The sequence below is a fragment of the Sinorhizobium kostiense genome (assembly GCF_017874595.1).
GTDB lineage: Bacteria > Pseudomonadota > Alphaproteobacteria > Rhizobiales > Rhizobiaceae > Sinorhizobium > Sinorhizobium kostiense.
The window spans coordinates 177,346-198,231 of the sequence record NZ_JAGILA010000005.1; the positions used below are offsets into that span (position 1 = coordinate 177,346).

Sequence of the window (20,886 nt, forward strand, 5' to 3'; positions counted from 1 at the left end):
TTCTGATGAGCATCACGGCGCCGTAGCTGCCTCGCAGTCCCCGTGAAGGAGTGCGCGGAAACGCGGATGGTCGCGAATGGCGTCGAGGTCGGAATCCTGCTGGAACCAGAGAAGGTGGTAGTTGGAGCTCTGCGGCACGACGATCTCCAGGAGGTCGAGCGCACGCTCGCCCTCGCCGACAAGCGAATAGACGCAGGCCAGATTATACTGGGCGACGAGGTCGTCAGGATCGATCGCCAGCGCACGTGCCGCCCATTCCTTCGCCCGCTCGGGCTCGCCGAGATGCGCGAGTGCCAGGGCGCCGCGGTGCGCCGGGCCGGAATTCTCCGGATGCTCCTCGAGCGCGCGTTCGGCGCGGTCAATCCCGATACGGGCCCAGCGTCGCCGCTCCGTCTCAACGCCGAGCGAGCGATAGCAACTCATCAGGTGGATCGGGGAAAGGTAATCGTCCGGCCGGATCTCGGCGGCGCGTTTGAAGGATTCGACCGCCTCGCTGAACCGGCCCTGCATGAACAGATAGCGGCCGTAGTGGAAATTCGCCTCGTAGAGTAGTGGGTCGAGAGCCAGCGCCTCGCGGAGCTCACGACCGGCTTCGTCCGACTGACCGCTCTGGTGCAGCGCCATTCCGCGGGACGCATGCGCCTCGGCAAGATTGGGGTCGAGCGCCAGGGCGCGGGCGCTCATCTCGAGAATGCTTTCGAGCGGAAAATCCTGTACGTGCCAGTCCCTGATGGCGCATTCACAGTCGGCAATGCCGGCATAGGCCCGGGCGTAGTTCGGATCGAGTTCGACAGCCTTTAAAAACATCCGGCGTGCCAAGAGCATATAGGCGCGCGTCCAGGCGTGCGAGAACTGCCGGCCGCGGAGATAATAGGTGTAAGCCTCGACCGACGTGGTCGGATCACTTTCAATCGCTTTCTTCTCTTCCGGTAGAAGCTTGATCTTTAGCTGGTTGACGATGGCGTGGGTGATCTCGTCCTGAATGGCGAAGATGTCGGTGAGATCGCGATCGTAGCGGTCGGCCCAAAGATGGCCGCCGGTCTGTGCGTCGATCAACTGACCGGTGATGCGCACGCGCTCGCCCACCTTACGCACGCTGCCCTCCAGGATGTAGCGCACGCCGAGTTCATGGGCGATCTGCTTAACCTTCACGGCCTTGCCCTTGTAAGTGAACACGGTATTGCGCGCGACGACATGCAGACGCGAGATCTTTGAAAGATCGGTAATGATGTCCTCGGTAATGCCGTCGGAGAAATATTCCTGCTCCGGATCGTGACTCATGTTCGTGAAAGGCAGGACCGCGATCGACAGTTCGTAGCCGCGATCGACCCTCGGCGCCCCATGCTCGGCCTCTTGCCTGGAAGCGTCGTCGCCGAAGGCGACCGTATAGACGCGGATGCTCGGTGCAATGTTCTTCAGGCTGAATTCGCCTTTTTCGACGAAATCGAGATTGAGCCTGGAGCCGACCTGGTCGCGCACGGAGGCGGAAACGGCAATGCCAGAGGGGTCGGCAAGCCCTTCGAGTCGCGCGGCCACGTTGACGCCGTCGCCGAAGATGTCTCCGTCCTCGACGATGACGTCGCCAAGATGGACGCCGATCCTGAGTTCGACGCGGTGGCTGCGCGGCAAGCCCTCGTTGCGGCTGAGCATGCCGCGCTGAATCTCGGCAGCGCAGGCGACCGCGTTCACCACACTCGAAAATTCGACCAGCATGCCGTCACCGGCAAGCTTGACGACGCGGCCCCTGTGCTCGGCGATCTTCGGCTCCACGAATTCTCGGCGGTGCCGTTTGAGCGCGGCCAGCGTCCCCGTCTCGTCGGTCCCCATGAGACGGCTGTAGCCCACGACATCGGCAGCGAGAATGGCGGTCAGGCGGCGTTCCAACAGGACCTCGTTCTTCATCTTGTGGCCGAGCACGGTAATTTAACCCTTTCTTGGCATCCTGTCCCGCAGAGACTGCAACATGCGCCACCGCGCTTCCAATCGCGCGAAAGCCGCTGATGCGCTTGAAGCGCCGATCGGCCGCAACGATAGCCCGACCTTGAAAACCGAGCTGTTTCAAAGGGAACCGCCGCGTCGCCGCTGGCAGCCGTGCATGCGAAACCGAAAAAGAGGAGGATGGCGGTGCGAGGCGGACTTCCAGGCAAATGCCGGCTTCGCCTATGGCCTGACGAGCACCGTGATCATCATGACCGCGATGGCGAAGACGGCAATTTTCCAAAAGTCCCGGCGCTGCCGGAGCCCCGGATATCCGAGCGGCTTGATGATTTGCACGCACATGGCAAGAAGCAGCAGGATCGGCAGTATCTTCGACATTCGCTCCATCCGGAGAAGTTCCAAGGCCCTCACGTCATACGGCCGTCACTTTTCGTCGCATAGAGGGCTATTGTTTTCACCGCCGATTTGCAATGACCGGCAGTTTCGAATCTGGCTTTCAGCGCGTACGCATTGTCGCCACTTGCCGATGGCAGAACGTTTTTCGGGTGAATGATGAGAAAGAACCTGCTTCTTCCCGTGGCCGCGCTCCTGCTCGGCACTTTGTTCCTCTTTCTTGGAAACGGTCTGCAAGGTCTGCTGCTGCCGGTGCGCGGCACGGCGGAAGGATATCCGACCAACATTCTCGGTTTTCTCGGCACCTCCTGGGCCTCGGGTTTCGTGCTCGGCTGCTTCTTCGCACCAAATGTCGTCAAGCGCATCGGCCATGTGCGCGCCTTCAGCGTTTTCACCGCGCTGATCGCGATCATCTCGCTCATGACCGGCGTGCTGATCGATCCGATTTGGTGGGTCGCATTGAGAGCGGTCACCGGTTTTGCGACGGCCGGCACATCGATGATCATCGAAAGCTGGCTGAACGAGCGCGCCACCAATGAAAGCCGCGGCGTGATCTTTTCGCTGTATATCGCCATCACGCTCGTCGGCGTCGTTGGCGGCCAGATGATGATTCCCTTCGGCGAAACGTCGACGACCTTCTTCTTCATGATCTGCGGCATTCTCTACTGCGTCGCCATGCTGCCGACGCTGTTGTCGAAGGCCGCCTCGCCGCAGCCGCTGAAGCAGGTGCGGCTCGACCTTCGCGGACTCTACCGCAATTCGCCTGTCTCTTTCCTCGGCATCCTGTTGATCGGCACTGCCAATGGCGCTTTCGGCACACTTGGCGCGGTCTTCGGACGCCAGGCCGGCCTTTCCGACAGCACAGTTGCCACCATGATGAGCGTGGCGATATTCGCCGGCGCGGTGATGCAGTTGCCGGCCGGCCGCGTCTCCGACCGCGTCGACCGCCGTTATGTGCTCGCCGCCCTCGCCGCTGTGGGGGCCTCCGCGGGACTCCTGCTGTTCGTCGCCGAGCCGAGCCAGGTCTGGATCGTGATGACGCTGATCGCCATCTATGGCGCCGCTGCCAATGCGCTCTACCCGATCGCGGTCTCGCATGCCAACGACTTCGCCACGCCCGAGGACTTCGTCAAGGTATCGGGCGGCCTGCTCCTCCTCTACGGCATCGGCACGATTATCGGCCCGACGATCGGCGGACCGGTGATGACCGCCGCCGGGCCCTATGGCCTCTTCATGATCACAGCCGCAGCGCATATGCTGATCACTGCCTATGCGATCGTCCGCAGCCGGCGGCGCGCACCGATACCGGTCGCCGAACGCGAGACATTCTCGCCTGTCAATGCCGGCGCGCCGACGACGCCGGAAAGCTTGCAGCTTTCCCCGCGCGCAATGCCGGTCGACGAGCCTCAGAACGGCGGCGTGGATGAGGAGGACGAAGATAAGCTGGAGGAGGAGGAGAAGGAGAATGAGCCTGTTTGACGACCATCAGCCGAAGAAGAAGACCGCCCATGAGATTGGCAGCGACCTCTCGCAGCTCTCGGTCGATGAACTGTCGGCGCGCATCGCGCTCTTGACCGAAGAAATCGCGAGGCTCGAGGCCGAACGCGCCCGCAAATCCGCCAGCCGCTCGGCGGCCGAAGGCCTCTTCCGCTGACGCCCAGGCAACGCGACCGCCCCGGAAAAGGCAGGGCTTAACGGCAAATTAAGCATTTTCTGCGATTGTCGGATCATCCGGATGCGTCCGGGCTCAGACATTTTCACCGACTGGCGAATGGGTCTGATTTTCTCCCTGTTTTACCTTGAGAGCCGCTCCGTGCGGCTCTTTTTTTGTTTCAGCAAAGGCAATTCAAAGAATTGTGGAGATTAACCCTTTCTTAAGAATACTCTTGCGCGGAATGCGGTATCAGATCATTCTTTCAGCATAGACGGGCCCAAGGAAACTTTTCCCATGGCCTCGCCGTTACCTGACCGTGATGCGTTTGAACCAGGGATAACACAGGCATGTCCGAGAGAGGATTGAATACCGTCAGTTTCGCGGGACACGCTGCGTCCTCGGCGCAGTTCAAGGCTCTGTATGCGGAAGGCATGGGTCTTGTCGAGGAAACGGCGAGCTACCTCGACGGGCCGGGCCGGGCGGCTTCAAAGGTGTTGCCGCGTATGGCCTCCGTGCTTTATGCCGCCGAGTCGATGCGGCTGACCACCCGACTGATGCAAGTTGCCTCCTGGCTTCTCCTGCAGCGCGCCGTCAACAATGGCGAGATGAGCCGCGATCAGGTCCTGTCGGAAAAGAATAAGGTTCGCCTCGACAGCTTCAATGTCGACCGCAGCGCGCCCGGCTGGAACGACCTTCCGGACATGTTCCGCGACCTGATCGAGCGATCGCTCCGCCTGCAGAACCGCGTCGCCCTGCTCGACCGCGAGATCTACCGACCCCAGGAAGCGGCAGCCTTCCTCCCCGACAATCAGAACGGCGTCAAGGCGCAGATCAAGCTGCTGCAAACCGCCTTCGGCACCAACTGAGATCCGTCCATGAATTTGAGCCCGGCCGACGCGCCGGGTTTTTTGTCTGCAGGACGAGGGACAACAAAAAAGCCCGGCATCAGCCGGGCTTTTTTTGCAATCATCTGGAGGCTTAGAGGCCGAGGCCTTCGAAGCGCTTCTTGAACTTGGAAACGCGGCCGCCGCGGTCGACGAGCTGCTGGTTGCCGCCGGTCCAGGCCGGGTGCGACTTCGGATCGATTTCCAGGTTCATCGTCGCACCTTCCGCACCCCAGGTCGAGCGGGTCTCGTATTCGGTGCCGTCGGTCATGACCACCTTGATCATGTGGTAGTCGGGATGGATGTCTGCCTTCATAACAATCTTCCTAGAGTTCCAGGGTCCAATTGTCGCAAGGCATTGCGACTTCGGGACCGAACACGTAAATGAAGCCGCAGACCGCTCTCGGGCCACGGCTTCCCAATTCGATGCCGTGCCTATACATGAAGGACCGCGGGATAACAAGTGCCGAGCGGAAGACTTAAACCCCTCCGTTACAGGCCATCGGGGGGTTACGTGGCTAGACAAGAGAACCGACCGCCAACGCGCAAGTCCATCCGTCCGCTGGCCACGATGCTACCCTATGTCGCGCGGTATCGCGGGCTAGTGTGCGGCGCGGCGATCTCGCTGACGATCGCCGCTGTCACGACGCTGGTGCTGCCGCTCGCCGTTCGTCGTATGATCGACCACGGCTTCTCCAATTCCGATTCCGCCTTCATCAACACCTACTTCTCGATGCTGATGGTGCTGGCGATCGTACTCGCGCTGGCGAGTGCCGCCCGGTATTATTTCGTCATCTCGCTCGGGGAGCGCATCGTCGCCGACCTCAGACGCGAGGTGTTCGCGCGAGTGACGGCGCTTTCCGCCGGCTTCTTCGATGTCAACCAGTCGGGCGAGATCGTTTCGCGGCTCACCGCCGACACGACACAGATCAAGTCGGCGGTTGGGGCGACGGCGTCGGTCGCGCTGCGCAACCTCATTCTCTGTCTCGGCGCCATTTCCATGATGGTCTATACCAGCCCGAAGCTCTCCAGCCTCGTGCTTGCGGCCATTCCGCTGATCGTCTTCCCGCTGGTCGGCTTCGGCCGCTCGGTCCGCCGCCGCGCCCGTGGAGCGCAGGATACGCTCGCCGCTGCCTCCGCCTATGCCGGCGAGGCGATCGCAGCCACCCGTACCTTGCAGGCTTTCAACGGTGAAGAGAGCGCCAATCGGCGGTTCGGCGCGGCGGTCGAGGACGCCTATGACGCCGCACGCGCGGCAATCAAGGCACGCTCGGCCCTCACCGCCTTCGCCATCACCATGGTCTTCGGCAGCGTCGTCGCCGTATTGTGGTTCGGCGCAAGAGACGTGCTCAACGGAACGCTTTCCGCCGGCACGCTCGGCCAGTTCCTGCTCTATTCGCTCTTCGCCGCCGGCAGCCTCGGTGCGCTGTCCGAAGTATGGGGCGAACTTTCCCAGGCCGCCGGCGCCGCCGAGCGGCTGAGCGAGCTCTTGAGCGAGGTGCCCCAGATCCGCGCGCCGGAAAATCCGGCGCCATTGCCTGTGCCGGCGAAGGGGGCGGTCGCCTTTACGGACGTGCATTTCGCCTATCCGGCACGTCCGGATTACAAGAGCCTCAAGGGCCTGAGCTTCACGGTCGAGCCCGGGGAGACGGTGGCGATTGTCGGCCCCTCGGGCGCCGGAAAGAGCACTGTCTTTTCCATGCTCCTGCGCTACTACGATCCGGCGAAGGGGAATGTCCTCGTCGATGGCACCGACATCCGCACAGTCCACCCGAAAGAACTGCGCGAGCGGATCGCGATCGTGCCACAGGATGTGACGATTTTCGCCGCTTCGGTGCACGACAACATTGCCTTTGGTGCACCGGACGCAAGTCGCACGGCGGTAGAAGCGGCCGCGAGCGCCGCGCAGGCGGATGAATTCATCGCCAAGTTCGACCATGGCTACGATACGCTGGTTGGCGAGCGTGGCGTGACCCTTTCAGGCGGCCAGCGCCAGCGCATCGCGATTGCGCGCGCCATTCTTCGCAACGCCCCGATCCTGCTCCTCGATGAGGCGACCTCGGCTCTCGACGCCGAGAGCGAGAAGCTGGTGCAGAAGGCGCTCGAGGGGCTGATGCGCGAGCGCACCACCCTCGTGATCGCCCATCGGCTCGCCACCGTGCTCAAGGCGGACCGCATCCTCGTCATGGAAAACGGCCGCATCGTAGAGGGAGGCACCCACGCCTCGCTGATCCGCCAGGGTGGGCTTTACGCCAAGCTCGCCCGGCTGCAATTCGACCATGGGGCAGAGGGGCTTTTCGTCGCCACGCACCGGTAAGCCAGCGCACCGGCCCGGGAAATCGGAACCGATTTCCCAATTCTCGCCCATGCGTCATGCGTCAGGATCAAACGCGGTGCTGCGCGCCTATTTCTCGGTGAGCTTGAGCTCGATGCGGCGGTTCTGCGCCCGTGCCTCCAGGCTTTCCCCATCGGCGATCGGCTGATACTCGCCGAAACCAGCCGCCACCAGGCGATCGGCCGGAACGCCCCTGGAGATCAGGAACTTGACGACCGAAGTGGCACGGGCCGACGAAAGCTCCCAATTGTCCCGGAATCGCCCGGTTCCCGACAGTTGCACATTGTCCGTATGCCCATCGACGCGAAGGACCCAGTTGATCTCCGATGGGATTTCCTTGGCAAGATCGAGCAGCGCCACGGCGAGTTTGCTCATCTCCGCCTGGCCTTCGGGATTGAGATCACTGCTGCCGGAAGAAAAAAGCACCTCCGATTGGAAGACGAAGCGATCGCCGACAATGCGGATGTTTTCTCGATCGGACAGAATTTCCCTCAGCCGCCCGAAGAAATCGGAGCGATAACGGTTGAGCTCCTGGACGCGCTGAGCGAGTGCGACGTTCAGCCGACGACCGAGATCGGCAATCTTGGCCTGCGAAGCCTGGTCCTTCGCCTCCGATGCCTGAAGCGCGCCCTCGATGGCGGCGATCTGGCTGCGCAGTGCCGCTATCTGCTGGTTAAGGAGCTCGATCTGACTCATCGCGCGGGCGCTGATCTGCCGCTCGTTCTCGAGCTCCGATCCCAGCCGGCCGATCTTCTCATTGGCCGTGTCGACGCTGCCGGCGCCCTTGTCCAGCAATGCCTGCAGGCGGGAGCGCTCGCCTTCGGACTGCGCGAGCGACGCCTGGAGATTGGCAAGTGAATCCTCCAGATCCTGCTTGCCGCTCTTTTCGAGCGCTAGCAGTTGCGTCAGCTCATTGATCTGGCTGTTCAGCCGGTTCAACACCTCGTCCTTACCGCTGATCTCCCTGCCGAGCAGAAACTGCGCCAGAACGAAGACGCTAAGCAGGAACATGATCGCCATGAGCAAGGTCGAAAGCGCATCGACGAAGCCCGGCCAGTAATTGATCGCCCGCGCATTGCGGCCCCTTCGAACAAGTGCCATGGATCAATCACCCCCATCATCGGCGTGGAGCTTGGGCTGCGAAAGCGCTTTCTCGCTGTGTACCGCGATCCGGTCCGCTTGGCCGATGCGCGCGCTCAGCCTGTCCAGCGTCTTGCGCATGGATTTCGCTTCCTCCTGCTGCGCCTCGATCCAGTCGCGCAGCATCTGCTGCTCGCCGCGCATGTTCTTGACGAGGCCCTGGATGCCCTCGGCAAGGCTCGCCATCGCCGCGGTCGTCCGCTGATTTACGCCGCCGTCATGAGCTATTCGGGCAATCTGGTCGGTCAGGCGCCGCAACTCCTCGGCCGGTGCGTTGTCCACCACCTGGAGCGGCGTCGAAACCCCGGTGCCAACATCGGTGACCGATGACAGCCAGTTTTCGAGTTCGGTGTAGAAACGGTTCTGCGCGCGGCCCGCCTGAAGGTCCAGGAAGCCGAGGATCAGCGAACCCGAAAGGCCGAACAGTGAAGCCGAAAAGGCAGTCCCCATGCCGGTCAACGGCGCCGACAGGCCGCTTTTCAACGATCCCAGAAGGTCCTCCGTGCTGCCGCTGCCTGCGTCCAACGATTGAATGACGGTGTTGATCGAGCCGATGGTGCCGAGCAGACCCCAGAAGGTGCCGAGCAGCCCTAGGAAGACGAGAAGACCGGTGAGATAGCGGGTGGTGTCGCGCGACTCGTCGAGGCGCGTGGCGATCGAGTCGAGGATCGACCGAAGCGCAATCGTCGAGATGCCTGTATTGTGTCGCTCGCCGATCAGTGCCCGCATCGGCGCAAGCAGCACCGGATCGCGCCCGACCTTGGCCGCGCTCCCGGCGGCGCGGAATGAATTGAACCAGCGGACTTCCGGCCTGAGGCCAAGAACGTGGTTGAACGCCAGAAGGATGCCAATCAGCAAAACGCCAAGGATCAGCCCATTGAGACCGGGATTACCGAAGAATGCATCGCTCGCCTGGCGGAATAGGATAGCGGCGACGAAACCGACGATGATCAGGAATATGGCCATCGTCCAGAAATAGGGCATGGGGCTCGAGAGTTTGTGAGGATTGTAATTCTCCTCCGCGCCTTGCCCGTCACTCCAGCCAGACAGGTTCAATTTCGTCATAAGTTTGCCAGTCTCCCGGTTTGCGGGCGACGCCGGGCCTTTTGGGCAAGGCGAGCGCCGCAAGGCTCTGAATCATCGGCCATTCTCGGCCCGCAGAAGCAATGCCACGCAAGGCCGAAGGCCATTCGCGCAGGCCCGGAGCCTAGCGCATCGGTCAGAAAATCGGAACCGATTTTTCGGAAAGCACGATACGCAGATTCAAAGACTTACAGCGTCGCTTGTGCATCTGATTAGACGCGCGGCGCCGTAGTGGAACTTTGTGCCAACTTGAAGGAAAACAAGCGCCCCACCGAACATAACTGCAGGGCTCTGCCAGCCGGATCCACATCGCTTGACAAAGACGAGGCACGCAGTCCGACGCCGGCCGGGCGCCCTGCACGATCCGGTTACTTGTTTGGAACCGGACGGCAAACGACCTCCTGCAGCGCCTTGGCGATGTATTCATTGCCGCAGATGATCGAACCGTCCTCCAATGGCTTGTTGGCTCCGTTGGCATCGGTCACCCATCCGCCAGCCTCGCGGATGAGCAGCACGCCGGCCGCGATATCCCAGGCGGCGAGATCGCGCTCCCAATAACCATCGAAGCGGCCGGCGGCCACATAGGCAAGGTCGAGGGAAGCGGAGCCGAAGCGGCGGACGCCTGCGACTTCGCCCATGACGTGACGCAACTCGATCAGGTATTTGCCGTGGTTGCCGCGGCCGAGATGCGGCGTGCCTGTGGCGATCACCGCGTCGGATAGGTTGCGGCGGGCGCCGACCCGCAACCGTCGATCGTTGAGGAAGGCGCCGCCGCCGCGCTCAGCGGTGTAGAGCTCGTCCGTGGCCGGGTTGAAGACGACGCCGCCGACCACCTCGCCCTGACGCTCCAACGCGATCGAGACGGCAAAATGCGGTATGCCGTGCAGGAAATTGGTCGTGCCGTCGAGCGGATCGACGATCCAGCGATGGGCGCCGTCGGTGCCCTTGATCTCCTCGCCCTCTTCGCCGAGGAAGCCATAGGTCGGACGCGCCTTCATCAGTTCCTGGTGAATGATCTGTTCTGCCTTGCGATCCGCCTGGGAAACGTAATCGCCCGGGCCCTTCAGCGAGACCTGCAGGTTCTGTACTTCGCCGAAGTCGCGCGCCAGCGACTTGCCGGCCTTGAAAGCGGCCTGGACCATGACATTGAGAAGGGCAGAACGGGCCATAGGGCGATCCTCTGAAAACGAAGGCCGGCCGAATTTCGCGACCGGATATTGAACCTCATTGACGGTTCGCGGCGAGGCTCGCGAACCAATCGTCAAAAAACCGAGTGAGAAGACACTCCGTCCGCAGGAGATACTGAGTGGAGGAGCCGCGGACAAAACCGCGGCTTCAAGACCATAAAACCCCCCGGAATTCAAGCAAAATTGAGTGCGGCGATCAAATGGCCGGCGCCCCTCAGCCTTCGTCAGGACGAGCGGAACTTGTTCGCCGACGCAAGCGCCGACTTCTGCTGCTCCTCGTTGAGCCCGAGATAGAAATCTTCGAGTGCGTCGTCCTTGAGGCCCGCCCGGCGCGAAAGCACGTACCATTTTGCCGCCTCCACCGGATTGGGGCGCGTGCCGATGGCATTGACATAGAGATGCGCAAGCCGGTTCTGAGCGACGACGTTGCCGCCCTCGGCCGCCCGCTTCATCCAGGCAAAGCCCTCGTCGAGGTTACGGTCACCGGCAATGCCCTCGATCAGCCAGATGGCCATGTCGAGCTGCGCCGTATCGTAGCCTGCGCGCGCGGCTCTCATCAGCCATTCGCGTGCACGCGCACGCTTGCTGTCATTGATCCCCTCGACATTGAGGAAGATTTGCGAGAGCGCGTATTGCGCATCGGCGATGCCCTGCTCGGCGGCCTTCTCATAATACGGCATTGCGGCCTTCAGCCCCCTCGGGCCGGGCATGTCGGCCACAAGCGTCTGCCCGTAGTTGAACTGGGCCGAGGGATTGCCGAGGTCGGCCGCCTTCTTCATCAGCTCTTCCGATTTCTTGCTGTCACGTTCAACATAGCGCCCTTCCATGAGCATCAGCGCATATTTGAACATCGCCGCAGGATCGCCGTTTTGAGCCGCCTGGCCATACCAGAAGGCGGCCTCCTTACGGTTGCGCCCAACGCCCAGGCCCTGGTCGAGGATGGAGGCAACAAGCGTCTGTGCGGCCGCATCGCCGAGCTGGGCGCGCGGCAGGGCGAGCTCCATCGCGGTCAGGTAATAGCCCCGCTGGAAGGCGCCGTAGGCTTCGTCGGGCTTCCCCGTGAAGGGTTTTTCTTCCGGAAGCGCCGGCAGCTCGGCGCCCATTCGGTCGATGACGTTGACGCCCTTCGAAGGCGTGCTGCCTTCGTCCGCCTTTGGCTTTGCTGACTGACCGGGCTCGGGCGCCTCCGCCTCCTCGGGCGGCGCGGCGCCATTGAAAGGCGTGATCCGCCCGCGCTTCGGCGCGCTTGCCTCATCGGTGCTCGCCTGGAATGTCGGCTCTGCGGCCCGAGCCGAAAACACGGCCAGGACGACCGCCAAGGCAAGGGGAACAGCCCGGCTGAATTTAAAGAGAAAACGGCTCGGCATCCACACGTCTTAATCTTCAAACCGTGGCGCTTTTTCGTCAAGCAAGGCGTTGACAGCCGCGACCAACGATGGTGCCTGCGCCGGATCGGCAAACACTGCCATACGCAAGGCGACGAACTCGGCCCCGGTCTCCGCCACCGCGAGCGCCGACTGAGAATCGGTGCCGCCCATCACGATGCAAGGAATTTCGATCATCGAGGCCCACCACTCTGCAAGCGCCAAATTCCTGGGATGCGCCTCCGGCTTGATGTCGCCGTCAATGCGACCGAAGAAGACATAGTCAGGCCTAAGTTCGCCGATCTCGAGCGCCCGGTGGCGGTCGGTGGCGTTGCCGCCACCGACGATCATCTTCGGCGCGTGCCTCTCGATCGCCTCGGCGAGCGCGTCCGCGCCCCCGGAAACGTGCAGCCCATCGGCCTTGGCGCGGCCGGCAACGCGGGTGTCGCCCTCTATGAGCGCTGCGGCCCCTGCCTTCTGGACTATTGGCACGAGTACCTCGGCGTGTTTCTGGAAGTCTGCCTCGTCGAGCCCGTATTGCGGCAGGATGACAGAAGCCACGTCGCCACCTTTCAATGCGTCCCCGACCACTCTCGCCCGTTCTGCGATGTCAGGCATGTCGGGTGCGACCAGCACGAGCCGGCAGCGATTTTCGGTGTTGCTCATGTCATCCGTTCCTGGCGGCCGCCGCAAAGTGGAAGCCCGCCCTCGATTTCGTTTGGCAAAACCGATAGACGGAGATGACCAAAGGATCAACCGTCGCCCATGCTTCCCGATCTAGACTTCTATCTCATCGCCGTCCCGGCGGTTTTGCTCGTCGGCCTCTCCAAAGGCGGCATGGGCGAGGCGCTGTCGCTGATGGGGGTGCCGCTTCTCTCGCTCGCGGTTTCGCCCGTTCAGGCGGCGGCGCTGCTTCTGCCGATTCTGATCGCCATGGACATGGTTTCCCTGTGGATTTGGCGCAAGCATAGCGATAGCAAGACGCTCGTCATGCTGCTGCCGGGCGCGATCGCAGGCATCGCCATCGGCTGGGCGACGGCCGCCCACGTGCCACGCGACGCGCTAAGGCTGATCATCGGCCTCATCACGGTGATTTTCGTGCTGCGCTATGCCTACACCGTCTGGCTGAGCCGCAGCGGCGCACCGATCCCGCCGAAGCGGCACCGCCTCGGCCCGGCCGCTCTTTGGGGAAGCTTCGCCGGCTACGGCAGCTTCGTCGCCCATGCCGGCGGCCCGCCCTTCCAGATCTACGCGCTGCCGCTGAAACTCGATCCGCGCGAATATACCGGGACCATCGTGCGCTTCTTTGCCACGCTAAACGCGGTGAAGCTCATCCCCTATTTCGCCCTCGGACAACTCGATCTCGGCAATCTCGCCACATCGGCGACACTCTTTCCCCTGGCGATGGCTGCGACCGCCTGCGGCGCCTGGATCGTCAGGAGGATGAAGCCGCAGGTCTTCTATCCGTTCATGTACACGATGGCGTTCATTGCCGGCTCCAAGCTCGTTTGGGACGGTTTGTCCAGCCTCCTGCCGGGCAACTGAGGACAGCACTTCGATGCTGCAGAGCAATACAGTCTACCGCAGCGCACAATTTCTTCTTGCCGCACGGCAGGAATTCGCTTAACGTCGGGCGCATGACGATCGCGGACCCCTTCGACGCCATTGCGGACCCTAACCGGCGCCATCTGCTGGAGGAGCTGCGGCGTGCACCGAGGACAGTCAACGAACTTGCCGAGGGATTGCCGATCAGCCGCCCGGCCGTATCGCAGCATCTGAAGGCGTTGCTCGATTGCAACCTCGTCTCTGTGTCGACGAGCGGCACTCGGAGGATATACGCGATCCACAGGCCGGGCTTCGATCGGCTCAATCTCTGGCTGGATCAGTTCTGGTCTTGAGACACGGCGCTCTGCTGGGGGTGTGCCGGTCACTTAGGAAACAATGCTAAGCGAGGCGAAATGCCTTTCGGAAGCGACCGGGCCAAGCCCGGTCAAGCATTCCGCATCTTCCATGTTGGGATTGTTATGACCTTCCGTCGCAGCATCGGGCGCAATTGATAGGGTCGCCCTGGTGGGAGGGACGGGAAGAGTACCGCTCGCGATCAGTGGGCGGAGGAACGGAGTCTTTCGATTTCGTCCTTGATGCGCAGCTTCCGCCGCTTGAGTTCGCTGATCAATTCATCCTCGCAAGAGGGCGAATTGAGAGCTTCGTGGAGCTCCTGTTCCAGGGCGCCATGCTTTTTCTCAAGCGTTGCAAGATGAGCCTCAATGGTCATTGGCATTCCCTTCCTTTTGCTTGCATCCGGCACGCAAATGCCGGATGTTTCATGGTTGTAACCTTACTAATGTGCCACGCCATTTTTCATTTGTCGAAGGCGAAATGATGACGTCGGGTAACTTCCCGTCTCGGCCTAAGATGTGATAGAGGGCGCAGGAAATACCGGATCGTGACTCGACCGCGACCGGGCTCATGGGGATCGAATTCGCATGCCGGACCAGGACCAGGCCGAACTCAGACTGACCATCGCGCGCCTGAGGCAGGAGCATGAGGACTATGACGTTGCCATCAACGCGATGATTCAAACCGGCTGCGATGCATTGCGGATCCAGCGCATGAAGAAGAAGAAGCTGGCGATCAAGGACAAGATCACCAAGATCGAAGACCAGATCATCCCAGATATCATCGCTTGAAGACATCATTGCCTGAAACGGATGCTGAACACGTGACCGAAACCACGACTCCGCCCGTCGCCATCATCATGGGAAGTCAGTCGGACTGGGAGACGATGAAGAATGCCGCCGACACGCTGGAGGCGCTCGACATCCCCTACGAGGCCCGCATCGTTTCCGCCCACCGCACGCCCGATCGGCTGGTCCGCTTTGCAAAAGGCGCCCGCGACGAGGGGTTCAGGGTGATCATCGCCGGCGCCGGCGGGGCGGCTCACCTGCCGGGCATGTGCGCTGCAATGACGCCACTTCCGGTCTTCGGAGTTCCGGTGCAGTCGAAGGCGCTCTCCGGTCAGGACAGCCTCCTTTCGATCGTGCAGATGCCGGCCGGCATTCCGGTCGGCACCTTGGCGATCGGCAAGGCCGGCGCCGTCAATGCCGCCCTGCTAGCTGCCGCCGTATTGGCACTCACAGACCAGGATCTCGCCGACCGCCTCGACGACTGGCGCGAACAGCAGACCGTCTCGGTTGCCGAATATCCGGTGGACGAGGAATGAAGACGATCGGCATCATCGGCGGCGGTCAGCTCGGCCGCATGCTTGCAATGGCGGCTGCCCGGCTGAACTTCCGCACCGCCATCCTTGAGCCGCAGGCGGACTGTCCGGCCGCCCAGGTGGCGAATGACCAGATCGTCGCCGCCTATGACGACCCGCAGGCCCTCGACCGGCTCGCCGAAGTCTCGGACCTGATCACCTACGAATTCGAGAATGTCCCCGTCGCCTCGGCGGAGCGACTGGCGGCATCCAGGCCGGTATTTCCGCCACCGAAGGCGCTGGAGGTGGCGCAGGACCGGCTCGTCGAGAAGCGCTTCCTCAACGGCTGCGACATCGCCACCGCGCACTTCCATGCCGTCGACAGCCAGGACGATCTCGACGCGGCGCTTGCCGATTTCAATGGCATCGGCGTGCTCAAGACCCGACGCCTCGGTTATGACGGCAAGGGCCAGTGTGTTTTCCGTTCCACAAAGGACGATGCCTCGGGCGCCTATGCCGCACTCGGAAGCGTGCCGCTCATCCTGGAAAGCTTCGTGGCCTTCGATCGGGAGATTTCGGTCATCGCCGCCAGGGGCGCCGACGGCACGACCGCCTGCTTCGATGCGGCCGAGAACGTGCATCGCAACGGCATTCTCTTTACCTCCACCGTGCCTGCATCGGTCGGCCAGGCGACGGCTGAAGCCGCTAACAAAGCAGCCACGGCCATTCTCGACGCACTCGGTTATGTCGGTGTGATCGGAGTCGAGTTTTTCGTGCTTGCCGACGGCAGCGTCGTCGCCAATGAAATTGCCCCGCGCGTTCACAATTCCGGTCATTGGACCGAGGCTGCCTGTGTCGTATCGCAGTTCGAGCAGCACATCCGCGCGATCGCCGGGCTGCCCCTTGGTTACCCGTCGCGTCACTCTTCCTGTGTGATGCAGAACCTCATCGGCGACGAGATCGGCGATGTCGCCGGCCTGCTGGCGGAACCCGATGTGCTGGTCCATCTTTACGGGAAGTCGGAAGCGCGGGCCGGCCGCAAGATGGGGCATTTCACACGCCTGCTCCGAGCCGGCTGACGCCTCAACCGGCCGCCTGCAGCGGTCTTCGCCGCCAACAATTAGACCCGAGCGCCCCCGCATGAGAGGCTCCATCGCGAAGTGCTCGAGCCCACAGATTTGCGTAAGCCAGGCGCCAAAATCGCCGCTCCCGCGGTTGACACGTTCGGGACGACACGCTATGTGCCTGCCTACTTGAAAGAGCGCGCTGAATGGCGCGCTTTTGACTGTTGAATTACCGGGCGAATTTTCATTCCCCGAAACCTGCGGATCAGGAAAAATGAAGATCAAGAATTCGCTCAAGTCGCTGAAGGCCCGCCATCGCGAAAACCGTCTGGTTCGCCGCAAGGGTCGTGTGTACATCATCAACAAGCTGAACCCGCGTTTCAAGGCTCGCCAGGGCTGAAGCCCGGTGGGCGGCGCTCTGCCGCCGGCGCGATCGTCGGTCGTTCGCGATCCTCGATAATTGATTTTGATCTTGTTCCATGGCGGGCTACGATGCCCGCCATGCGTATTTTCGTCACCTTGATTCTGGCCTCTTCCGCGTTGGTCGCGTCCGCGGCGGCGGAAGAGCCGCTTCTCCCGGCGCAGCCGCAAACGGAAGCGGCGAGCCCTGCCACGCCCCAGCAGCGCCTCAATGCCCTGTTCACCGACCTGAAAAGGGAGCGCGACGAGGAAAAGGCGCGCGAGCTCGCCAATCGCATTCGTCTCGAATGGCAGGATTCCGGCAGCGCCACCGTGAACCTGTTGATGCAATGGGCGGAAAAGGCGATCGCCGGCGAGAAGAAGACCATGGCGCTCGATATGCTCGATCAGGTGATCGTCCTCGCCCCCAACTATGTCGAGGGCTGGAACCGCCGCGCCACGCTGCACTACCAGATGGGCAACTTCCGCAAGTCCATGTCCGACATCAACCGTGTGCTGGCGCTCGAACCCCGACATTTCGGCGCGATCGCCGGGATGGCGACCATGCTCGAGGCGGCCGGCAAGAACGAGCTTGCCCTTCGCGCTTGGCAACAGTTTCTCGATATCTACCCCTCGGACCGCAAGGCGCAGGAGCAGCTCGGTGAGTTGTCTGAGAAGCTGGCCGGCAGCCGGACGTGATTGGTGCAGCGGGCTCGGCTGAAAACGCCATAGGCCAACCAAGGAAATGCCCCTCATCCGCCTGCCGGCATCTTCTCCCCGCAAGCGGGCGAAGGGACAAGCGGCGACGCCCCAGTCCCCTCTCTCCGCCTGCGGGGAGAGGGCTAGGGTGAGGGGCAAACCGCGCCCAAAAGCGTTGAATGACTATAGTCTAACCCCTCGTCGCCTCGGGCAACTCAGACCCCGGTGACCCCATCCGAGCCAATATAGGCGATGCGCAGCATGTTCGTGGCGCCCGGCGTTCCGAGCGGCACGCCGGCGGAGATGATGATACGGTCTCCCGGTTGGGCGAAACCCTCGCTGACGGCAATGCGACAGGCCCGGTTGACCATGTCGTCGAGATTGGTCGCATCTTCCGTCACGACGCAGTGCAGCCCCCAGACGACCGAGAGGCGCCGTGCCGTCTCGACGATCGGTGAAAGGGCGATGACCGGCACCTGCGGCCGCTCGCGCGCCGCCCGCAAACCGGTGGCGCCGGACGAGGTGTAGCAGACGATCGCCGACAGATTGAGCGTCTCGGCAATCTGGTGGGCGGCGAGCGAAATAGCGTCCGCGCCGGTCGCCTCCGGCGGCGTGCGCTGGGCATAGATGATGCCAGAATAGTGCGGATCGCGCTCGACGCTGCTGGCGATCGAGGCCATGGTGGCGACCGCCTCGACCGGATATTCGCCGGATGCGGATTCGGCCGAAAGCATCACCGCGTCGGCACCCTCGAATACCGCGGTCGCGACGTCGGATACTTCTGCACGCGTCGGCACCGGCGACGAGATCATCGATTCCAGCATCTGCGTAGCGACGACCACGGGCTTGCCGGCACGCCGGCAGGCCCGTGTCAATTGCTTCTGCAGGCCGGGAACGGATTCGAGCGGCATCTCGACGCCGAGATCGCCGCGCGCCACCATAAGCGCATCGGAGAGTTCGATGATCTCATCGATGCGCTCTATCGCCTGCGGCTTTTCGATCTTCGACATCAAGCCGACGCGGCCGCGGGCGATCTTGCGTACCTCGGCAAGATCTTCAGGGCGCTGGATGAAGGAAAGCGCCACCCAGTCGACCTCGCCCGTCGCGAGCACCGCGTCGAGATCGGTACGGTCTTTGTCCGTCAGGGCCCCGACGCCGAGCAGCGTATCCGGCAGGCTGACGCCCTTGCGATCCGAAATCCTCGTGCCGGAAACCACCGTGGTCACGATGCTTTTGCCGTTGGTTTTTTCGGCGCGCAGGTGCAGCTTGCCATCGTCGATCAGCAAGCGATCGCCGGGCCTGACGGCTTCGAGGATTTCCGGATGTGGAAGGAAGACACGTGTCGCGTCGCCGGGAATGTCGCGGTTGTCGAGCGTGAAGGTCTGGCCGATCTTGAGATCGACCTTGCCTTCGGCAAATTTCCCAACGCGCAGCTTTGGCCCCTGCAGGTCGGCCAGGATGCCGATGGGACGGCCGCAACGCGCCTCGACGCTGCGAATTCGCCCGATCAGGGTTCGCATGAGTTCGTGGCTTGCATGGCTCATGTTGATACGGAAGAGATCGGCCCCCGACTCGTGCAGTTTCTGGATCATCTGCTCCTCGGCCGAGGCCGGTCCGAGAGTGGCGAGAATCTTGACTTTTCTGTTCCGTCTCATCAATTCTGGCTTTCCTGCGTGCCGGGCGTATCGGAAAGCTGAACCATCCAGCTCCCCTGCCGTCCCGTGTCATATTCCTTGAATCCCATGCGCTGGAAGCCGCGCGCGTAGCAGTCCTCAACGCCGACGATCTTGAACTCGTTCTCGGCGACGCACATGTTGATGTCGCCGGTCCAGCGACCACCCCGGGCCGCATCTTCCGCATAGAGATAATAGTAGCGCGACTGGAGTTCGCCCTCGATCAGCGTGGCGCAAGTCGTTGCCGGCACTTGCCACCAGCCCTCCGTAATCCAGCCTTCCTTGGCCCGATAGCCGATCGCCACGCCCACAAGAGTCTGCGTTCCGTTGCAGACGCGAAAATCGGCGCGAGCGTCGCCGGCAAAGAGAACCGCGCCTGAAATCGCCAGGAAAGACAGGGCGATAGCCCCCAACCTCTTCGACCACGGCTTCACTTTTGGAGAAGGATATCTAGACACGGCTTCCTGCGGAACTCCGTTTTGATTTTGCGTGGGACTTTCTTGCGACGACCAGCCTTGAAAGTCAACGCAACTCTAATCGGTTATATTCGCCATTCCTGTGACAGATGGGGCGCTGCCCGCGCCTTTTTCTTGCGGAGGGCGACTTTGCGTGCGATCAGGTTGCAACGTCAGAAACCGAAGCTGGAACTGAATGCGGCATTACTCCCCTTACGAACTCATCAAGGGCAATTCGGCGCAAGGTCTCGTGCTTCTTGCCGACCACGCGATGAACCGGCTCCCGTTGGAATACGGCCGCCTCGGCCTGCCGGAAAGCGTTTTCGAAAGACACATCGCCTACGACATCGGCATCGAACCGCTCACCCGGCGGTTGTCGGCAGCGCTCGATGCGCCCGCGGTCCTCGGCTGTTTCTCGCGCCTGTTGATCGATCCCAACCGCGGTGAAGACGACCCGACGCTGATCATGAAGATCTCGGATGGCGCTGTCGTGCCCGGAAATCATCCGATCAGCGACGAGGAGTGGCAGAATCGGCTGAACCGCTTTCACCGCCCCTACCATCAGGCCGTTTCTCAGACGATCGCAGAGGTCGCCGCGGCAAGCGGAAAGGCGCCGCTCGTAATCTCGCTGCACTCTTTCACGCCCACCTGGAAGGGCTACCAGCGCCCATGGCACACGGCAGTGCTCTGGGACAATGACCCGCGCGCCGTCTTTCCGCTGGTCGAACGGCTGAAATCCGCCGGCGACATTGTGGTCGGCAACAATGAGCCCTATGACGGAGCGCTGCGCGGCGATACCATGTACCGTCACTGCATGATGGCGGGCATTCCGCATGCGCTCATAGAGGTGCGGCAGGACCTGATCGCCGATGACGCAGGTGTTACCACCTGGGCCGAACGCTTGGGCCCGATCCTCGCCGAGCTCAACGCCATGCCGGAACTCCATGCCTATGAGCGCCACCCCTCGCGCACGGGCGCCTATGACGGGGACGAAGAGGAGAAACTGTCATGACCGAACTCAGCGAGGACCAGCGCACCGCCCTCGAGGCCGCCGCGTTCCGCCGGTTGGTTGCGCATCTGCGCACGCGCAGTGACGTCCAGAACATCGATCTGATGAACCTCGCCGGCTTCTGCCGCAATTGCCTGTCGAACTGGTATCGCGAAGCGGCCGAGACTTCGGGCATTAGGATGAGCAAGGAAGAATCGCGCGAGATCGTCTACGGCATGCCCTATGACGAATGGCAGGCACGCCATCAAAGAGATGCATCCGACGAGCAGAAGGCGGCCTTCGAGCGCAATCGACCCAAGGAATAGCCTGGCGGCAAACCGGGGTTTCCGAGGAAATACCGCCGCCTGTTGCGCAATGGGCCTTGACCTTGGCTGCTGTTCGCGGCACGTGACGGCACCCGGAAAACAATT

23 protein-coding genes and 1 pseudogene are annotated in these 20,886 nt (G+C 62.3%); 13 read left to right on the plus strand and 11 right to left on the minus strand.

The features are described from left to right. Positions 1-12: 12 nt before the first annotated feature. Positions 13-1,902, minus strand: a complete 1,890-nt coding sequence (locus J2Z31_RS18740; RefSeq protein WP_209603748.1) for a TPR end-of-group domain-containing protein — start codon at positions 1,900-1,902, stop codon at positions 13-15. Positions 1,903-2,160: 258 nt separating this feature from the next. Continuing rightward, a complete protein-coding gene (locus J2Z31_RS18745; protein WP_209603308.1) occupies positions 2,161-2,316 on the minus strand; it encodes a hypothetical protein in 156 nt (51 codons plus the stop codon). Between the two features lie 174 nt (positions 2,317-2,490). Between J2Z31_RS18745 and J2Z31_RS18750 the strand changes: the two genes are divergently transcribed. The 3 genes from J2Z31_RS18750 to rcdA all read left to right on the plus strand — a co-directional run bounded on the left by J2Z31_RS18750 (position 2,491) and on the right by rcdA (position 4,851). After that, positions 2,491-3,810, plus strand: a complete 1,320-nt coding sequence (locus J2Z31_RS18750) for an MFS transporter (protein ID WP_209603751.1) — start codon at positions 2,491-2,493, stop codon at positions 3,808-3,810. Then, on the plus strand, positions 3,797-3,985 hold the full coding sequence (locus J2Z31_RS18755) for a DUF1192 domain-containing protein (protein WP_209603312.1): 189 nt from the start codon (positions 3,797-3,799) through the stop codon (positions 3,983-3,985). The genes J2Z31_RS18750 and J2Z31_RS18755 overlap by 14 nt, the downstream gene beginning before the upstream one ends. Before the next feature lie 347 nt (positions 3,986-4,332). Beyond that, the gene (gene rcdA / locus J2Z31_RS18760; protein WP_209603314.1) at positions 4,333-4,851 is read left to right on the plus strand and encodes a protease adaptor protein RcdA; all 519 of its coding nucleotides are present in this window, start codon (positions 4,333-4,335) and stop codon (positions 4,849-4,851) included. Positions 4,852-4,963: 112 nt separating this feature from the next. Here rcdA and rpmE read toward each other — a convergent pair whose 3' ends face one another. Then, entirely contained in the window at positions 4,964-5,185 is a 222-nt protein-coding gene (rpmE, locus tag J2Z31_RS18765; protein ID WP_153436416.1) for a 50S ribosomal protein L31, read from the minus strand. Between the two features lie 198 nt (positions 5,186-5,383). Between rpmE and J2Z31_RS18770 the strand changes: the two genes are divergently transcribed. Further along, positions 5,384-7,186 (plus strand): ABC transporter transmembrane domain-containing protein, encoded by a 1,803-nt coding sequence (locus J2Z31_RS18770; RefSeq protein ID WP_209603316.1) that lies wholly within the window; start codon positions 5,384-5,386, stop codon positions 7,184-7,186. 87 nt (positions 7,187-7,273) lie between these two features. Here the strand turns inward: J2Z31_RS18770 and J2Z31_RS18775 are convergent, their stop codons facing one another. From J2Z31_RS18775 to J2Z31_RS18795, 5 genes are all read right to left on the minus strand, one after another. Continuing rightward, a complete protein-coding gene (locus J2Z31_RS18775; RefSeq protein ID WP_209603317.1) occupies positions 7,274-8,305 on the minus strand; it encodes a peptidoglycan -binding protein in 1,032 nt (343 codons plus the stop codon). 3 nt (positions 8,306-8,308) lie between these two features. Next, positions 8,309-9,409, minus strand: a complete 1,101-nt coding sequence (locus J2Z31_RS18780; RefSeq protein WP_209603319.1) for a MotA/TolQ/ExbB proton channel family protein — start codon at positions 9,407-9,409, stop codon at positions 8,309-8,311. A gap of 386 nt (positions 9,410-9,795) precedes the next feature. Then, positions 9,796-10,596 (minus strand): inositol monophosphatase family protein, encoded by an 801-nt coding sequence (locus J2Z31_RS18785; RefSeq protein ID WP_209603322.1) that lies wholly within the window; start codon positions 10,594-10,596, stop codon positions 9,796-9,798. A 242-nt stretch (positions 10,597-10,838) separates the two neighbouring features. Further along, positions 10,839-11,981: a tetratricopeptide repeat protein gene (locus J2Z31_RS18790; RefSeq protein ID WP_209603324.1), complete on the minus strand. Its 1,143-nt coding sequence runs from the start codon at positions 11,979-11,981 to the stop codon at positions 10,839-10,841. A 9-nt stretch (positions 11,982-11,990) separates the two neighbouring features. Then, entirely contained in the window at positions 11,991-12,644 is a 654-nt protein-coding gene (locus J2Z31_RS18795) for a thiamine phosphate synthase (RefSeq protein WP_209603326.1), read from the minus strand. A 99-nt stretch (positions 12,645-12,743) separates the two neighbouring features. Here J2Z31_RS18795 and J2Z31_RS18800 point away from each other — a divergent pair, with 99 nt between their 5' ends. Next, positions 12,744-13,523 carry a sulfite exporter TauE/SafE family protein gene (locus tag J2Z31_RS18800; protein WP_209603328.1) on the plus strand — a complete coding sequence of 260 codons (780 nt, stop codon included), beginning with the start codon at positions 12,744-12,746 and terminating at the stop codon, positions 13,521-13,523. Positions 13,524-13,615: 92 nt separating this feature from the next. Next, on the plus strand, positions 13,616-13,876 hold the full coding sequence (locus tag J2Z31_RS18805) for an ArsR/SmtB family transcription factor (protein WP_209603330.1): 261 nt from the start codon (positions 13,616-13,618) through the stop codon (positions 13,874-13,876). A gap of 203 nt (positions 13,877-14,079) precedes the next feature. Here J2Z31_RS18805 and J2Z31_RS18810 read toward each other — a convergent pair whose 3' ends face one another. Then, positions 14,080-14,253, minus strand: coding sequence for a YdcH family protein (locus tag J2Z31_RS18810; RefSeq protein ID WP_209603332.1), 174 nt, complete (start codon positions 14,251-14,253; stop codon positions 14,080-14,082). A gap of 211 nt (positions 14,254-14,464) precedes the next feature. Between J2Z31_RS18810 and J2Z31_RS18815 the strand changes: the two genes are divergently transcribed. From J2Z31_RS18815 to J2Z31_RS18835, 5 genes are all read left to right on the plus strand, one after another. After that, the gene (locus J2Z31_RS18815; protein ID WP_209603333.1) at positions 14,465-14,668 is read left to right on the plus strand and encodes a YdcH family protein; all 204 of its coding nucleotides are present in this window, start codon (positions 14,465-14,467) and stop codon (positions 14,666-14,668) included. A gap of 68 nt (positions 14,669-14,736) precedes the next feature. Next, the gene (purE, locus tag J2Z31_RS18820; RefSeq protein ID WP_209603753.1) at positions 14,737-15,201 is read left to right on the plus strand and encodes a 5-(carboxyamino)imidazole ribonucleotide mutase; all 465 of its coding nucleotides are present in this window, start codon (positions 14,737-14,739) and stop codon (positions 15,199-15,201) included. Beyond that, positions 15,198-16,256 (plus strand): 5-(carboxyamino)imidazole ribonucleotide synthase, encoded by a 1,059-nt coding sequence (locus tag J2Z31_RS18825; RefSeq protein ID WP_209603336.1) that lies wholly within the window; start codon positions 15,198-15,200, stop codon positions 16,254-16,256. Before purE ends, J2Z31_RS18825 begins: the two co-directional genes overlap by 4 nt. A 259-nt stretch (positions 16,257-16,515) precedes the next feature. Next, positions 16,516-16,641 carry a type B 50S ribosomal protein L36 gene (gene ykgO, locus J2Z31_RS18830; RefSeq protein ID WP_034855034.1) on the plus strand — a complete coding sequence of 42 codons (126 nt, stop codon included), beginning with the start codon at positions 16,516-16,518 and terminating at the stop codon, positions 16,639-16,641. Positions 16,642-16,733: 92 nt separating this feature from the next. Beyond that, positions 16,734-17,339, plus strand: a complete 606-nt coding sequence (locus tag J2Z31_RS18835) for a tetratricopeptide repeat protein (protein WP_209603338.1) — start codon at positions 16,734-16,736, stop codon at positions 17,337-17,339. Positions 17,340-17,554: 215 nt separating this feature from the next. On the opposite strand, the gene pyk is transcribed toward J2Z31_RS18835, so the two are convergent. Continuing rightward, the gene (gene pyk / locus J2Z31_RS18840; protein WP_209603340.1) at positions 17,555-18,994 is read right to left on the minus strand and encodes a pyruvate kinase; all 1,440 of its coding nucleotides are present in this window, start codon (positions 18,992-18,994) and stop codon (positions 17,555-17,557) included. Next, positions 18,994-19,374, minus strand: a pseudogene (locus J2Z31_RS18845) (DUF1036 domain-containing protein); the annotation flags it as partial. The gene pyk and the pseudogene J2Z31_RS18845, both read right to left, overlap by 1 nt. 289 nt (positions 19,375-19,663) lie before the next feature. Between J2Z31_RS18845 and J2Z31_RS18850 the strand changes: the two are divergent. Both J2Z31_RS18850 and J2Z31_RS18855 read left to right on the plus strand, forming a co-directional pair. Beyond that, positions 19,664-20,479: an N-formylglutamate amidohydrolase gene (locus J2Z31_RS18850; RefSeq protein ID WP_209603341.1), complete on the plus strand. Its 816-nt coding sequence runs from the start codon at positions 19,664-19,666 to the stop codon at positions 20,477-20,479. Continuing rightward, positions 20,476-20,781, plus strand: coding sequence for a DUF1244 domain-containing protein (locus J2Z31_RS18855; protein ID WP_209603343.1), 306 nt, complete (start codon positions 20,476-20,478; stop codon positions 20,779-20,781). Before J2Z31_RS18850 ends, J2Z31_RS18855 begins: the two co-directional genes overlap by 4 nt. Positions 20,782-20,886 lie beyond the last annotated feature (105 nt).